At 73.2% G+C, this 14,634-nt stretch carries 13 protein-coding genes; 8 read left to right on the top strand and 5 right to left on the bottom strand.

Annotation, left to right across the window (positions count from 1 at the left end):
- Positions 1-180 precede the first annotated feature (180 nt).
- Together ACIRR9_RS45005 and ACIRR9_RS45000 are read right to left on the bottom strand one after the other, a co-directional pair.
- The gene (locus ACIRR9_RS45005) at positions 181-1,509 is read right to left on the bottom strand and encodes a PH domain-containing protein (RefSeq protein ID WP_403764765.1); all 1,329 of its coding nucleotides are present in this window, start codon (positions 1,507-1,509) and stop codon (positions 181-183) included.
- On the bottom strand, positions 1,506-2,009 hold the full coding sequence (locus tag ACIRR9_RS45000; protein WP_365338605.1) for a PH domain-containing protein: 504 nt from the start codon (positions 2,007-2,009) through the stop codon (positions 1,506-1,508). Before ACIRR9_RS45000 ends, ACIRR9_RS45005 begins: the two co-directional genes overlap by 4 nt.
- Positions 2,010-2,055: 46 nt before the next feature.
- Here ACIRR9_RS45000 and ACIRR9_RS44995 point away from each other — a divergent pair, with 46 nt between their 5' ends.
- Positions 2,056-3,207, top strand: coding sequence for an NADH-quinone oxidoreductase subunit D (locus ACIRR9_RS44995; RefSeq protein ID WP_365338603.1), 1,152 nt, complete (start codon positions 2,056-2,058; stop codon positions 3,205-3,207).
- A 29-nt stretch (positions 3,208-3,236) separates the two neighbouring features.
- On the opposite strand, the gene ACIRR9_RS44990 is transcribed toward ACIRR9_RS44995, so the two are convergent.
- Entirely contained in the window at positions 3,237-4,259 is a 1,023-nt protein-coding gene (locus tag ACIRR9_RS44990) for an SAM-dependent methyltransferase (RefSeq protein WP_403764762.1), read from the bottom strand.
- Positions 4,260-4,377: 118 nt separating this feature from the next.
- On the opposite strand from ACIRR9_RS44990, the gene ACIRR9_RS44985 reads away from it, so the two are divergent.
- Both ACIRR9_RS44985 and ACIRR9_RS44980 read left to right on the top strand, forming a co-directional pair.
- Complete coding sequence (locus tag ACIRR9_RS44985; protein ID WP_403764760.1) at positions 4,378-5,583, top strand: sensor histidine kinase; 1,206 nt, start codon at positions 4,378-4,380, stop codon at positions 5,581-5,583.
- 112 nt (positions 5,584-5,695) lie between these two features.
- Positions 5,696-6,370, top strand: a complete 675-nt coding sequence (locus ACIRR9_RS44980; protein WP_365338597.1) for a response regulator transcription factor — start codon at positions 5,696-5,698, stop codon at positions 6,368-6,370.
- A 63-nt stretch (positions 6,371-6,433) separates the two neighbouring features.
- On the opposite strand, the gene ACIRR9_RS44975 is transcribed toward ACIRR9_RS44980, so the two are convergent.
- Positions 6,434-7,534, bottom strand: a complete 1,101-nt coding sequence (locus ACIRR9_RS44975) for a DUF5937 family protein (protein ID WP_403764757.1) — start codon at positions 7,532-7,534, stop codon at positions 6,434-6,436.
- 58 nt (positions 7,535-7,592) lie between these two features.
- On the bottom strand, positions 7,593-8,789 hold the full coding sequence (locus ACIRR9_RS44970; protein WP_403764755.1) for a threonine aldolase family protein: 1,197 nt from the start codon (positions 8,787-8,789) through the stop codon (positions 7,593-7,595).
- A 185-nt stretch (positions 8,790-8,974) separates the two neighbouring features.
- Between ACIRR9_RS44970 and ACIRR9_RS44965 the strand changes: the two genes are divergently transcribed.
- The 5 genes from ACIRR9_RS44965 to ACIRR9_RS44945 are packed head-to-tail and all read left to right on the top strand — an operon-like array spanning position 8,975 to position 14,432.
- Positions 8,975-9,931 carry a Rossmann-like and DUF2520 domain-containing protein gene (locus ACIRR9_RS44965; RefSeq protein ID WP_403764753.1) on the top strand — a complete coding sequence of 319 codons (957 nt, stop codon included), beginning with the start codon at positions 8,975-8,977 and terminating at the stop codon, positions 9,929-9,931.
- A complete protein-coding gene (panC, locus tag ACIRR9_RS44960; protein ID WP_403764751.1) occupies positions 9,928-10,929 on the top strand; it encodes a pantoate--beta-alanine ligase in 1,002 nt (333 codons plus the stop codon). The genes ACIRR9_RS44965 and panC overlap by 4 nt, the downstream gene beginning before the upstream one ends.
- Positions 10,926-12,647: an L-aspartate oxidase gene (locus tag ACIRR9_RS44955; protein WP_403764749.1), complete on the top strand. Its 1,722-nt coding sequence runs from the start codon at positions 10,926-10,928 to the stop codon at positions 12,645-12,647. Before panC ends, ACIRR9_RS44955 begins: the two co-directional genes overlap by 4 nt.
- 5 nt (positions 12,648-12,652) lie before the next feature.
- Positions 12,653-13,630, top strand: a complete 978-nt coding sequence (gene nadC, locus ACIRR9_RS44950) for a carboxylating nicotinate-nucleotide diphosphorylase (protein ID WP_384556698.1) — start codon at positions 12,653-12,655, stop codon at positions 13,628-13,630.
- Positions 13,631-13,634: 4 nt separating this feature from the next.
- Complete coding sequence (locus tag ACIRR9_RS44945; protein ID WP_089099902.1) at positions 13,635-14,432, top strand: type III pantothenate kinase; 798 nt, start codon at positions 13,635-13,637, stop codon at positions 14,430-14,432.
- The last annotated feature ends 202 nt before the right edge of the window (positions 14,433-14,634 follow it).

Below are 14,634 nucleotides of genomic sequence, written 5' to 3'. Positions count from 1 at the left end.
GGGGCACCTCACGGGTGCCCCGGCTCAGGCCGTTCCGGGGCAGGCGGGTCGTCGTCCGGGCGCGGCCGTGTGGGGGTCGGCCGCGCAGTTCCCCGCGCCGCTGAAGGGGCGCTTCACGCACCGGACCGACGGCCTGGCGGCCCCCCGAACGCGTGGCCGGGGGCGTCGCCGCGTCGGCCGTCAGGCCATCCAGCGGTCCGGCCGTGCCGACCGGCGCCCCGTCCGCGACCGCTCGGCCTGCTCCCGCAGCAGCGCCGCGGCCTCCTCCGCGCCCCGCAGGCGGGCCGTGACGGTCTTGTCGGCCCCCGTGTCCACATGAACGTCGGCGAGCCGCCACAACCGCTCCCAGGGCCCCTGCGTCAGCCGCACGCTCTGGACCTTGGCGTGCGGGACCAGCGACAGCTTCCGGCGCAGCAGCCCGTGCCGCGCGGCGAACACCCCGTCCGTGACCGCGAGCCCGTACCCGCGCCACCACAGCGGCACACACCAGCCGGCCCGCCGCAGCGGTCGCGACAACTCGGCCGGCACGGTCACCCCGGGCAGCACGCGCGCGACGACCGACTCGGCGACCGCGCGCGGGGCGACCGGCACCAGCACGGAGTTCTCGGACCCGGCCACGTCCAGTTCCACCCGCACCCAGCGCAGCGGCCGCCACATCAGCGGCTCCACTATCCGCACGGTCTGCACCCGCCCGGGCGGCACGGTCTCGTGCGTGCGGTCCAGGAGCCCGTGGTCGATGCGCAGCCCGTCCGGGGACTGCGCGAGTGTCCAGTCGTACTCGGCGACGAACCGCCCCACGCTGGTGGTGGCCGCCGCGCCGAGCAGCGGCAGGGCGGTGGCGAGGACCGTCCACACACTGTGGGTGGCCAGCCACAGCACCGGCGGTACGACGAGGGCGGCGGCCAGGGAGCCCCAGGTGGCGCCTGTCAGGACGAGGGAGAGGGCGAGCTTGCTCGGGGGCACGCGCATCAGCTCGTGCGCCGGTGCCTCGCCGACCTCGTGCGCCGTCTCGGGCGCGAAACCGGCGGCGCGCGCGAGCAGCTCCGCGCGAAGCGCCCGCGCCTCGCCCTCGCCCAGGAAGGCGAGTTCGTCCTTCTTGTCGGTGCCGACCACGTCTATGCGCAGCTTGGCGACGCCCGCCACGCGCGCGAGGAGCGGCTGGGTGACGTCGACGGCCTGGATCCGCTCCAGCCGGATGTGCGCGGTACGCCGGAACAACAGGCCGGTGCGTATGCGCAGTTCGCTCTCGGTCACCGAGAAGTGGGTGAACCACCAGGTGAGGAAGCCGTACAGGACGCCCGCGGTGACCAGGACGGCGAGTCCGCCCAGAAGCATCGTGGTGGTCAGCTTCGTCAGCTGTTCCTGGGCCTGGTTCGGGTCGTGGACGGCCCAGCCGGTGATCACCGCGACCGGTGCCCACGCCCGCCGGAACGGCGTGACGGGGTGCAGCCGCCGCTCGGCCATGGCCTTGCCCTCGCGCAGGGCGTCGTCGACGCCAGGCGTGGTCACAGGCCCGCCGATCGGGCCTCGCCGAGCTCGGTGAGCCGGTCGCGCAGCCGTTCCGCCTCGGCCGGGTCGAGGCCGGGGATGGTCGCGTCGGTGGCCGCGGCCGCGGTGTGCAGCTGCACGCTGGCCAGCCCGAAGTGCCGCTCGACGGGCCCCGAGGTCACCTCCACCAGCTGCATCCGCCCGTACGGCACCACGGTCTCCTCGCGCCACAGCACACCGCGGCTGATCAGCAGGTCGTCGGCGCGCTCGGCGTACCGCCAGGACCGCCAGTTACGGCCCAGCAGCACCCAGCCCCAGGCCAGCGCGGCCAGCGGCAGCAGCGCGAACGCCGCCCACACCGGCCCCGCCAGCAGGCCGAGCAGCAAGCCCAGGGCGAGGGCGAGCAGCCCCAGCCACACCACCAGCAGCAGCCGGCGCATCCGCAGCAGTCCGGGCGGCAGCCCCGTCCAGATCGGCTCGGTCCCCGTGGTCTCGGCGCCGGCCGCGCTCCCCGTTTCCATACGGCCAGCGTACGTAGGGCCGGTGCAGGTAGGAGAGACTGTGTCCATGACTCCTACGACGGAGACCACGGTCGGGGTCGGTGGCGCCGCGGAGAGCACCGACATGGTGCTCAACATCGGCCCCCAGCATCCCTCCACGCACGGCGTGCTGCGGCTGAAGCTCGTGCTGGACGGCGAGCGGATCGTCTCGGCGGAGCCGGTGATCGGCTATATGCACCGCGGTGCGGAGAAGCTCTTCGAGGCCCGCGACTACCGGCAGATCATCATGCTCGCCAACCGTCACGACTGGCTGTCGGCCTTCTCGAACGAGCTGGGCGTGGTCCTCGCCGTCGAGCGCATGCTCGGTATGGAGGTGCCCGCCCGCGCGGTGTGGACGCGCACGCTCCTCGCCGAGCTGAACCGGGTGCTCAACCACCTGATGTTCCTCGGCTCCTACCCGCTGGAGCTGGGCGGGATCACCCCGGTCTTCTACGCGTTCCGCGAGCGCGAGGTGCTCCAGAACGTCATGGAGGAGGTCTCCGGCGGGCGCATGCACTACATGTTCAACCGCGTCGGCGGCCTCAAGGAGGACCTCCCGGCCGGCTGGACCGCACGCGCGCGTGCCGCCGTCTCCGCGGTGCGCTCCCGCATGGACGTCTTCGACGACCTGGTCCTCGGCAACGAGATCTTCCGGGGCCGTACCCGGGACGTGGGCGTCCTCGCGCCGGAGGCCGTGCACGCGTACGGCGTCAGCGGGCCCATCGCGCGCGCCTCGGGCGTCGACTTCGACCTGCGCCGCGACGAGCCCTACCTGGCCTACGGCGAGCTCCAGGACACCCTCAAGGTGGTGTCCCGCACCGAGGGCGACTGCCTGGCCCGCTTCGAATGCCTCCTGGAGCAGACGCACAACGCCCTGGACCTGGCCGACGCCTGCCTGGACCGGTTCGCCGACCTGCCGCCGGGACCGATCAACCAGCGGCTCCCCAAGGTCCTCAAGGCACCCGAGGGCCACACCTACGCCTGGACCGAGAACCCCCTCGGCATCAACGGCTACTACCTCGTCAGCAAGGGCGAGAAGACCCCGTACCGGCTGAAGCTGCGCTCGGCGTCGTACAACAACATCCAGGCGCTCACCGAGTTGCTGCCGGGGACGCTGGTGGCGGACATGGTGGCGATCCTGGGGTCGATGTTCTTCGTGGTGGGAGACATCGACAAGTAGGGCGGGCGGGGCGAGCGGGTCGCGTGTGGTCAGAGCAGCGCGTCCTTGACGCCCACCGGCTGGAGCAGCCAGCCGAAGTCGCCGAGGCCGCCGGGGGCGACGAGTTCGGCGGCCTCGCCGGCGGTCGCTAGGGCGCGTACGTAGGCGGCGGGGTGGGTGGAGGCGAGCGTGAGCGGGGGGCGTGCGCTGATCAGGCCCAGAGCGCGCAGAGCGTCGCGCTGTGTGCACAGGAGCGGCTCGGGCAGCCTGAGCGCCGGGTCCAGCGCCGCGCACGCGTCCAGTGCGACATGTGCCGTGATGTCGCACGACCCGTCCGGCACGGGCGCCGTGGCGCGTCCCTCACGGAAGCCGGTGAGCGTCCCGAACGGGGGGCGTGTGTCCATGGTGTGCGCGTAGTCCACGGCCACCGCGAGCCCCCGCTGGATACTGGTGACGGCGGACGCCCAGGCCCGGTCCCGTGGCAGTCCGATCTCCGCGCGCAGCCCCGGCTCGGTGCCCAGCGGCCACCACCGCGCGAGCCACTCGGCGTCCGCGCCCCAGACCCGCTCCCCGAGGAGTTCGGTGCCGTCCCGCAGGACGTGCACCAGGCGGTGCACACCGGCCGGGTCCACCTCGGCGACGTCGACCGGGACGTTGTCGAGCCACTCGTTGGCGAAGAGCAGGCCGGTCACCGTGCGCGGGACCTCGGTCAGCCAGGTGATGCGGTCGGGGAGGCCCGGCGGGCGGTCGGCGAGATCGACGGCGTACGCACGCGCGCGTGCCGCCACGTCGGCGGGCAGCGCGGCCAGCACACCGGTGACCAGCTCGCCCCGGCCGGCGCCCATGTCGACGAAGTCCAGAGTCTCGGGACGCCCCAGGGCCTCGTCGACCCGGCACAGCAGCTCGGCGACGGCCTCGGCGAACAGCCCCGAGGCGTGTACCGACGTACGGAAGTGCCCGGCCGGCCCCTCCGGGCGGCGGTAGAAGCCGCCGGGGCCGTACAGGGCCGCCTCGGTGGCCGTACGCCAGCCACTGGCGCCATCGGCCGTCTCTCGCGTCGCCTCATCCGTCACCGGGCCAGACTAGGCGCACAGGTGATCACCTTCTCCACCTTGCGGAGTACACGTGCGGAACAGGGATCGGCCCTCCGGTTGACCCCTGCACCTATCACGCTTCCCTACGCTGGGTTACGTGCAGCGCCTCTATGACTTCCTCCGCAGGCACCCGACATGGGTCGACAGCTTCTTGGCCGTCGTCCTGTTCGGGATCTCCGGCGTGAGCGCCTGGAGGCTCGACCGGGGCGGGAGCGTGCACGGGTCGACCGCCGCCATGATGGCCGTGTCGGTCGTCATGGGCGTCGTCGTCGCGCTGCGCCGCCGGTTCCCGGAGCCGATGCTGCTGCTGGCCGCGGTCACCGGCCTGGCCCAGTTGGTGCTGGACGTGGAGACGACCGTCGCCAACTTCGCCATGCTCGTGATCGTCTGCACGGTGGCCGCGATCGGCGCCCGCTGGGCGTCCCGGTTCGCCCTCTACGGCGGACTGTGCGCGGCCCCCCTGGCGCAGATCCGGTGGCCGATCGGCGAGGCGGGTTTCGCGGGGCACGTCGCGATCGTCCTGTTCCAGACGGTGCCGTTCGTGCTCGCCTGGGTGCTCGGCGACTCCATGCGCACCCGCCGCGCCTACTTCGCGCAGCTGGAGGAGCGTGCCGCCAGGCTGGAGAAGGAGCGCGAGGCCCAGGCCAAGGTCGCGGTCGCCGCGGAACGCGCCCGGATCGCACGCGAGCTGCACGACGTCGTCGCGCACAACGTGTCGGTGATGGTGGTCCAGGCCGACGGCGCCGCCTATGTTCTCGACGCCGCCCCCGACCAGGCCAAGAAGGCCCTGGAGACGATCTCCTCCACCGGCCGCCAGGCCCTCGCCGAGATGCGCCGCCTGCTGGGCGTGCTGCGCACCGGCGAGCACAAGGAGGTCGGCGAGTACGTTCCGCAGCCCGACGTCGAGCAGATCGACGAGCTCATCGAGCAGTGCCGCACCTCCGGCCTGCCCGTCGACTTCAAGGTCGAGGGAACCCCGCGCCCGCTGCCCAGCGGCGTCGAGCTCACGGCGTACCGGATCGTGCAGGAGGCGCTCACCAACACCCGCAAGCACGGCGGCCCCAACACGGGCGCCAGCGTGCGGCTGGTCTACTTCGACGACGGACTCGGCCTGCTGGTCGAGGACGACGGCAAGGGCGCCCCGCACGAGATGTACGAGGAGGGCGGCGCCGACGGGCAGGGGCACGGCCTGATCGGCATGCGCGAGCGGGTCGGTATGGTCGGCGGCACGCTCGACGCGGGGCCCCGGCCCGGCGGAGGATTCCGCATCAGTGCCCTGCTGCCGCTCAAACCGGCGCACTGACGCAGACGCACGCCCCCGGTTGACACCTGTCACGCCCCCGGAACGGACCGGGACAGGCGAGCGGGACGACCCGCAACAGGCAAACGGACGAACGGAAACGGAAGAGGACCCGATGACGATCCGCGTGATGCTCGTCGACGACCAGGTGCTGCTGCGCACCGGGTTCCGGATGGTGCTCGCGGCACAGCCGGACATGGAGGTCGTCGCGGAGGCGGGCGACGGCGTCGAGGCCCTTCAGGTGCTGAGATCCACCGATGTGGACGTGGTGCTGATGGACGTGCGCATGCCCAAGCTGGACGGTGTGGAGACCACCCGCCGTATCTGCATGGAGCCCGACGCGCCCAAGGTGCTCATCCTGACCACCTTCGACCTCGACGAGTACGCCTTCTCGGGGCTGAAGGCGGGCGCCTCCGGCTTCATGCTCAAGGACGTGCCGCCCGGCGAGCTGCTGGCCGCCATCCGCTCCGTGCACAGCGGCGACGCCGTCGTCGCCCCCTCCACCACCCGGCGGCTGCTCGACCGCTTCGCACCGATGCTGCCCTCGGCCGGCAAGGGGCCCCAGCACCAGGAGCTGGAACGGCTCACCGACCGTGAGCGCGAGGTCATGGTGCTGGTCGCCCAGGGGCTGTCGAACGGCGAGATCGCGAGCCGGCTGGTGCTCTCCGAGGCGACCGTGAAGACCCATGTGGGCCGCATACTCACCAAGCTCGGGCTGCGGGACCGCGTACAGGTGGTCGTGCTGGCCTACGAGACGGGGCTGGTGCGTGCGGGCGGCGGCCACGGCTGACGCACGGCATGCGCGGTATTCACGGCATGTACGGCCGGTGCGGGAGACGACGGCCGGTGGCGGCTAGCGGAGTATCCCCTCCAGGAAGTCGCTGCCCAGCCGGGCGACGACCGTGACGTCCAGCTGGTGCAGTACGTACCGTCCGCGGCGGCGTGTCGTGACCAGGCCCGCCTTCTTGAGCACGCCCAGGTGCCGGGACACCTCGGGCGCCGACAGGCCGTGCGCCTGCGCCAGCTCGCCGGTGGTGTACGCGCTGCGCGCCAGATACCGGCACAGCCGCATCCGGACGGGATGGGACAGCGCCGCCATCCGCAGGGTGAGCTCCTCCACCGACGCGGGTGCGGCGAGCTCCGGCGAGCCGACGGGGTAGTGCAGCACCGGCTGCCAGCCGTACCGGTGCAGCACCATCAGATGCGGCCGGCCGAGGCTCGTGGGCACCATCACGAGGCCGTCGGCGTCGACGACGGCGTGACCGTCGGTGAGCTTGTCCACGGTGATCCGCGCGCCCGCCTCGTCGAGCGTCACGGCCGGCGAGACCGCCGCCAGCGCCTCGGCCAGCCCCTTGTGCCGCAGCAGTTCCGTCTTGTGCCGGGCGTCGGCCGCCAGCTGGTGGCGCAGCCGCGACCAGGCCTCGTCGAAGAACGCCTCCGCGCAGTCCTCCAGGAACCGGCGCAGCCACGCGCGCACGCCCGGCGGATCATCGAGCAGCCGCCGGGCGAACCGGACCTGCTGCGGCCCCCGCGAGACGGCCAGCTCCAGCGCCCGCCGACGCGCGGCCGGGTCCGACAGGAGAGCCGGTGCCTCGGTGCCGTACGACAGCGCGCACGTGAACTCCAGTGCCGCGTCCACGAACTGTTCGTCCGTCAGCTTGTCCAGCTGGTCGAGCTCGTCGGCGAGCGTGCCGCCCGGGACGGCGCCCGGGACGGCCGCGTACGGCAGGAACAGGTCCGAGAACGTCGTCCGCCACAGGAAGTCCGCCTCGCACATCCGGTCGGCCAGATGCGGCTCCAGCCGGGCGGTCACGCCGGTCACCCAGGCCTGGAGCCCCGGATGGTGACCCGGCTCGGACAGCGCGTGCAGCGCCATGCCGAGCTCGGCCAGCGGCGAGGGCACGACGGAGACCCTCTCCGGCCGCAGCCCCGCGATGTCGATACGTACGCTCATGTCCCCATCGTGCACCCCGCCACCGACAACGCCCCCGCCGGTCGGCGGCCGCCGTCGATCAGGACAGAGGCCTCCCGGGCAACCGCGTCACGAAGTCCGCGACCGCCGCCCGCACATCCTCGGCCGTCCACTCCAGGCCCGCCTGTGCCACCGTCACCTCGTGCATGGCCAGGCCCGGGCCCTTCGCCTCCCAGTAGCCGGCGAAAAGGTAGGTGCCGGTCTCCTCGGCCTGGCGTACCGCCGCTTCCGACAGCACCTCGGGGTCGTACGGCAGCCAGACCTGGAACTGGTGGGTGTGCGGCTCCTCGGGGTGCACGCGGGTCCATGGGAGCCCCGCCGCGGCGAAGCCCTCGCGCAGGGCCGCGGCGACCACGCGCGCGTGGCGGACGTAGTCCGGGAGACGGGGCAGTTCGCGCTCCAGGCCGGTCAGGGCCGCCAGGGCCGTCGGGAACTGCTGGAAGACCATGCCGCCGTAGCGGTGGCGCCAGGTCTTGGCCTCCTCGATCAGGTGTTTCGGGCCGGCCAGTGCGGCGCCGCCGAAGCCGTCGAGCGACTTGTAGAACGACACGTAGACGCTGTCCGCGAGGTCCGCGATCTCGTGCAGGGGGCGGCCGAAATGGACGGTGGTCTCCCACAGGCGCGCACCGTCGAAGTGCACCACCGCGTCGCGCTCCCGCGCCGCCTCCACCACCTCCGTCAGCTCCTCCCAGGAGGGCAGTACGAAGCCGGCGTCCCTGAGAGGCAGTTCCAGCATCAGCGCCCCGAAGGGCTCCTCGAAGCCGCGTATCTCCTGGGCGGTGGGGAGCCGGGGCTCACCGGTGACACGGACCGTGCGCAGACCGGCGACCTCGCGGAAGGCGTTGCGTTCGTGCAGCTCGGGGTGGGCGAGGGCGTGCAGGGCGACCGTGGGGTTGCCGGTCCGGGCCGCCCAGCAGCGCAGGGCCACCTGCTGCGCCATCGTGCCGGTCGGGAAGAACGCGGCGGCCTCCGTGCCCAGCAGGGCCGCGACCCGCTCCTCCAGGGACTCGACGATCCCGTTGCCGTAGATGTCCGCGGGTTCGTCCAGGTCGTAGACGTCGGGTGCCGCTTCCTGGAGCCGCGCGAGCCGTTCGCGGAGGGAGGCGCGCATGCCCATGCGCGCGAGGACGCGGTCGGCCTTCCGGTAGGCGGCCGCGCGCCGCTCCCGCATCCGCTGTTCGGCCGACCGGGGTTCGTCCGACTGCTCGTCCTGGGTGGGCCTCGCCGTATCGCTCATGCCGTGGATGATGCCGTGGCGGCGGGGCGGAGGCCTCGCATTTTCCGTTCGGGGCCGTCGCCCTGCGGATGTGACCGGTCACCCACAGCCTGTGGACAACCAACTGGGGCCGAACCCGATAGCGTTAACATGACGAGAAATCGTCCGGTACCCAGAGCGGACTGGAACGGGAAGGCCACCCTCGCGTGAGTACAGTCCAACAGCCAGAACCCGGCGACCGCCCCGCGCGGCTCGCCGTCGGCGTCGTCGGCGCCGGCCGCGTCGGCCCCGCGCTGGCCGCGTCCCTGCAGCTCGCCGGGCACCGCCCGGTGGCCCTCTCCGGGGTCTCCGACACCTCCCGGCGGCGCGCCGAGGCGATGCTCCCCGGCATTCCGCTGGTACCCCCCGCCGAGGTCCTCCAGCGCGCCGACCTGGTCCTGCTGACCGTCCCCGACGACGCCCTGCCCGGCCTGGTCACGGGCCTCGCCGAGACCGGTGCCGTACGGCCGGGCCAGCTGCTCGTGCACACCTCCGGACGGTACGGCGCCAAGGTCCTGGACCCGGCCCTGCGCGCGGGTGCGCTGCCGCTGGCCCTGCACCCGGCGATGACGTTCACCGGGACGCCGGTGGACGTGCAGCGGCTGGCGGGCTGCTCGTTCGGGGTCACCGCGCCCGAGGAGCTGCGGCTGGCCGCCGAGGCGCTCGTCATCGAGATGGGCGGCGAGCCGGAGTGGATCTCCGAGGAGAACCGCCCGCTCTACCACGCGGCCCTCGCCCTCGGCGCCAACCACCTGGTCACCCTGGTCGCCCAGTCCATGGAGCTGCTGCGCACCGCCGGCGTCGAGGCCCCCGACCGGATGCTCGGCCCGCTGCTCGGCGCCGCCCTCGACAACGCCCTGCGCTCCGGCGACGCGGCACTGACCGGGCCGGTCATGCGCGGGGACGCGGGCACCGTCGCCGCGCACGTCACGGAGCTGCGCCGGCACGCCCCGCAGGCCGTCGACGGCTATCTGGCGATGGCCCGCGCGACGGCCGACCGGGCGCTCGCGCACGGCCTGCTGAAGCCGGAACTCGCCGAGGACCTCCTGGGCGTTCTCGCGAACGGCTCCGACGGCTCCGACGGCACCGACGGCACCAACGGCACCGAGGGGAACGCCCGATGACGACCGCCCTGCTGAGCACCGCCGACGAACTGCACGCGCGCGTGCGCCGCGGCCGCCGCGCCGTCGTGATGACCATGGGCGCCCTGCACGAGGGCCACGCCACGCTGATCCGCACCGCGCGCGAGATCGCCGGCCCGGACGGCGAGGTCGTCGTCACGGTCTTCGTCAACCCGCTCCAGTTCGGCGCCGGCGAGGACCTCGACCGCTATCCGCGCACCCTGGAAGCCGACCTGAAGATCGCCGAGCAGGCCGGCGCGGACGCCGTGTTCGCCCCCTCCGCCGACGAGGTCTACCCGGGCGGGCAGCCCCAGGTCCGCGTCACCGCGGGCCCCATGGGCACCCTCCTGGAGGGCGCCTCCCGGCCCGGGCACTTCGACGGCGTCCTCACGGTCGTCGCCAAGCTGCTCCACCTCACCCGCCCCGACGTGGCCCTGTTCGGGCAGAAGGACGCCCAGCAGCTGGCCGTGATCCGGCGCATGGTGCGGGACCTCAACTTCGGCATCGAGATCGTCGGCGTACCGACCGTGCGCGAGACCGACGGGCTCGCGCTGTCCAGCCGCAACCGCTATCTGTCGGCCGACGAGCGGCGTACGGCGCTGGCGCTGTCCCGCGCGCTGTTCGCCGGGCGCGACCGGCACGCGGCACAGGAGGCGCTGCGCGCGCGGGCCCGCGAGGTGCCGTCCACACGGGCGCGCGCCGAGGCGCTCAGCGCCATAGGGGAGTCCCGTGCGGCCGCCGACGCGCACGCCGTCGCCAAGGCCGTGCCGAACGCCGCTGCCGCCGTCCGCGCGGCCGCGCGGACCGTCCTGGACGAGGCCGTCCACTACGACCCGCCGCTCGCGCTGGACTACCTCGTCCTGGTCGACCCCTCCGACTTCACCGAGATCGACGACGACTTCACCGGAGAAGCCGTCCTCGCCGTCGCCGCCCGGGTCGGGACGACCCGGCTGATCGACAACATCCCCCTCACCTTCGCCGCCACCGGAGCCGCCTCGTGACCAGCACAGGCATACGACTGCACGCGCCCGCCCCCGGGTGGTCCATCGCCGCCGACGTGGTGGTCGTCGGCTCCGGCGTGGCCGGGCTGACCGCCGCCCTGCGCTGCGAGGCCGCGGGACTGACCACGGTCGTCGTCACCAAGGCGCTCCTCGACGACGGCTCCACGCGCTGGGCGCAGGGCGGTGTCGCCGCGGCCCTGGGCGAGGGCGACACCCCCGAGCAGCACCTGGACGACACCCTGGTCGCGGGCGCGGGCCTGTGTGACGAGGACGCCGTCCGCATCCTCGTCACCGAGGGGCCGGACGCGGTACGGCGGCTGATCTCGACCGGCGCCCACTTCGACACCGACGCCGACGGCGACATCGAGCTCACGCGCGAGGGCGGCCACCACCGGCGCCGGATCGCGCACGCGGGCGGCGACGCGACCGGCGCGGAGATCTCGCGCGCGCTGGTGGAAGCGGCTCGCGCGCAGGGCGTGCGGATGATCGAGAACGCACTGGTGCTCGACCTGCTCACGGACGCCGAGGGGCGTACGGCGGGTGTGACCCTGCATGTGATGGGCGAGGGCCAGCACGACGGCGTGGGCGCCGTGCACGCCCCCGCGGTCGTCCTCGCGACCGGCGGCATGGGCCAGGTGTTCTCCGCGACCACCAACCCGTCGGTGTCCACCGGAGACGGCGTGGCGCTCGCACTGCGCGCCGGCGCCGAGGTCTCCGACCTCGAGTTCGTCCAGTTCCACCCGACCGTGCTGTTCCTCGGCGCCGACGCGGAGGGACAGCAGCCGCTGGTCTCCGAGGCGGTGCGCGGCGAGGGAGCGCACCTGGTCGACGCCGACGGCGTGCGCTTCATGGTCGGGCAGCACGAGCTGGCCGAGCTCGCGCCCCGGGACATCGTCGCCAAGGGCATCATGCGGCGCATGCAGGAGCAGGACGCCGAGCACATGTTCCTGGACGCCCGGCACTTCGGCGCCGACATGTGGGAACACCGTTTCCCGACCATCCTGGCCGCCTGCCGGGCGCACGGCATCGACCCGGTCACCGAGCCCATCCCGATAGCGCCGGCCGCCCACTACGCCTCCGGGGGCGTGCGCACCGACGCGCGCGGGCGCACCACCGTGCGCGGGCTCTACGCGTGCGGCGAGGTCGCGTGCACCGGCGTGCACGGCGCGAACCGGCTCGCGTCCAACTCCCTCCTGGAGGGCCTGGTCTACGCCGAGCGCATCGTCGCCGACATCGTGGAACGGCACGCGGTGGACCGCCTGCACGCGCGCGTGCCCGAGCCGGTCCCGCACCCCCAGAAGCCCGCGCACCCGTTGCAGGCCGCCGAGGCGCGGTTCGCGATCCAGCGGATCATGACCGAGGGCGCCGGCGTCCTGCGCTCCGACGAGTCCCTCACCAAAGCCGCCGAGCAGCTCCAGCGTCTGCACACCGAGGCCCGCGACGCCCTGGACGAGAATGGCAAGACCGCCGAGCCCGGCGTCGACACCTGGGAGGCCACCAACCTCCTGTGCGTCGCACGCGTGCTCGTCGAGGCGGCCAGGCGGCGCGAGGAGACCCGCGGCTGCCACTGGCGCGAGGACCACGCCGACCGCGACGACGCCACCTGGCGTCGGCACATCGTCGTACGGCTGAATCCGGACCGTTCGCTGGCCGTAGGCACCACCGACACCGCAGACTTCCCCCCTACCCGGCCGCACCAGCCATTCCAGGAGCAGTGACAGACGTGAGCACCAACGACCTTCCCCTCGCCGACGGCGGCGGCTGCGGCGACGGCTGTGCATGTGGCGCCGAGGGCGACGAGGAGTACCTGGAGTGCGGGCTCGACCCCGCGCTCGCCGAACTCCTCGCCGCCGCCGGACTCGACCCCATCGAGGTCGAGGACATCGCCAACGTGTCCGTCCAGGAGGACCTGGCGGGCGGCCTGGACGTGACGACCGTCGCGACGATCCCCGAGGAGGCCGTGGCGACCGCCGACTTCGTCGCGCGCGAGGCGGGCGTCGTCGCGGGGCTCCGGGTCGCCGAGGCCGTGGTCTCCGTGGTCTGCACCGACGAGTTCGAGGTCGAACGGCACGTCGAGGACGGCGACCGGGTCGAGGCCGGGCAGAAGCTGCTGTCGATCACCACGCGCACCCGAGACCTGCTCACCGCCGAGCGCAGCGCGCTGAACATCCTGTGCCGCCTGTCCGGCATCGCGACGGCCACGCGCGCGTGGGCGGACGCGCTGGAGGGCACGCAGGCACGCGTGCGTGACACCCGGAAGACCACCCCGGGGCTGCGTTCCCTGGAGAAGTTCGCCGTGCGCAGCGGCGGCGGCGTCAACCACCGGATGTCGCTCTCCGACGCGGCTCTGGTCAAGGACAACCACGTGGTCGCCGCCGGCGGTGTCGCCCAGGCCTTCAAGGCCGTGCGCGAGGCGTTCCCGGACCTGGCGATCGAGGTCGAGGTCGACACCCTCCACCAGCTGCGCGAGGTCGTCGACGCGGGCGCCGACCTGATCCTGCTGGACAACTTCACGCCCATGGAGTGCGAGGAGGCCGTCGCGATCGTCGACGGTCGCGCGCTCCTGGAGGCGTCCGGGCGGCTCACGCTGGAGAACGCGCGGGCGTACGCCGACACGGGCGTGGACTTCCTGGCCGTCGGCGCCCTGACCCACTCCTCGCCGATCCTGGACATCGGCCTGGATCTGCGCGAGGCGGAGTGAACCCATGCTCCTCACGATCGACGTCGGCAACACACACACCGTCCTCGGCCTCTTCGACGGCGAGGACATCGTCGAGCACTGGCGCATCTCCACGGACGCCCGCCGTACGGCCGACGAGCTGGCGGTGCTCCTCCAGGGCCTGATGGGCATGCACCCGCTCCTGGGCGACGAGCTCGGCGACGGCATCGACGGCATCGCGATCTGCGCGACCGTGCCGTCCGTGCTGCACGAGCTGCGCGAGGTGACGCGGCGCTACTACGGCGATGTCCCGGCGGTACTGGTCGAGCCCGGCGTGAAGACCGGCGTGCCGATCCTGACCGACAACCCCAAGGAGGTCGGCGCGGACCGGATCATCAACGCGGTCGCCGCGGTCGAACTGTTCGGCGGGCCCGCGATCGTCGTCGACTTCGGTACGGCCACCACCTTCGACGCGGTGTCCGCGCGCGGGGAGTACGTCGGCGGTGTGATCGCGCCCGGTATCGAGATCTCCGTGGAGGCACTGGGCGTCAAGGGCGCGCAGCTGCGGAAGATCGAGGTGGCGCGGCCGCGGAGCGTGATCGGGAAGAACACGGTCGAGGCCATGCAGGCGGGCATCGTGTACGGGTTCGCCGGGCAGGTCGACGGGGTGGTCGGCCGGATGGCCCGGGAGCTGGCGGACGATCCGGACGATGTGACGGTGATCGCGACGGGCGGGCTGGCGCCGATGGTGCTGGGGGAGTCCTCGGTGATCGACGAGCACGAGCCGTGGCTGACGCTGGTGGGGCTGCGGCTGGTCTACGAGCGGAACGTGTCCCGGATGTAGGGCCCGGTGGGGGCGGGCGTGGGGGCTTTCTCGCCCCCGCCGCCCCTACCCGTCCCATCACCAGGGGGCCGCGCCCCCCTTCGCCCCCGCCGGGTGGGCCCCGTCCTGGGGGCTGCCGCCCCTGGGGGCTGCCGCCCCCAGCCCCCCCGCTTCGGCCTGAACGGCCTCGTCCTCAAACGCGGGACGGGCTGGAGGGGGTGTG

The sequence above is a fragment of the Streptomyces sp. NPDC101234 genome (genome assembly GCF_044767525.1).
Lineage (GTDB): Bacteria > Actinomycetota > Actinomycetes > Streptomycetales > Streptomycetaceae > Streptomyces > Streptomyces sasae.
Note: the sequence above shows the minus strand (reverse complement) of the source record. Positions and strands in the feature narration are given on the sequence as shown.

Bases quoted from the DNA above. Each gene is read 5' to 3' on its own strand.
- ACIRR9_RS45000 (WP_365338605.1), bottom strand. From the start codon at position 2,009: ATGGAAACGGGGAGCGCGGCCGGCGCCGAGACCACGGGGACCGAGCCG.
- ACIRR9_RS44995 (WP_365338603.1), top strand. From the start codon at position 2,056: ATGACTCCTACGACGGAGACCACGGTCGGGGTCGGTGGCGCCGCGGAG.
- ACIRR9_RS44980 (WP_365338597.1), top strand. From the start codon at position 5,696: ATGACGATCCGCGTGATGCTCGTCGACGACCAGGTGCTGCTGCGCACC.
- ACIRR9_RS44975 (WP_403764757.1), bottom strand. From the start codon at position 7,534: ATGAGCGTACGTATCGACATCGCGGGGCTGCGGCCGGAGAGGGTCTCC.
- ACIRR9_RS44970 (WP_403764755.1), bottom strand. From the start codon at position 8,789: ATGAGCGATACGGCGAGGCCCACCCAGGACGAGCAGTCGGACGAACCC.
- panC (WP_403764751.1), top strand. From the start codon at position 9,928: ATGACGACCGCCCTGCTGAGCACCGCCGACGAACTGCACGCGCGCGTG.
- ACIRR9_RS44945 (WP_089099902.1), top strand. From the start codon at position 13,635: ATGCTCCTCACGATCGACGTCGGCAACACACACACCGTCCTCGGCCTC.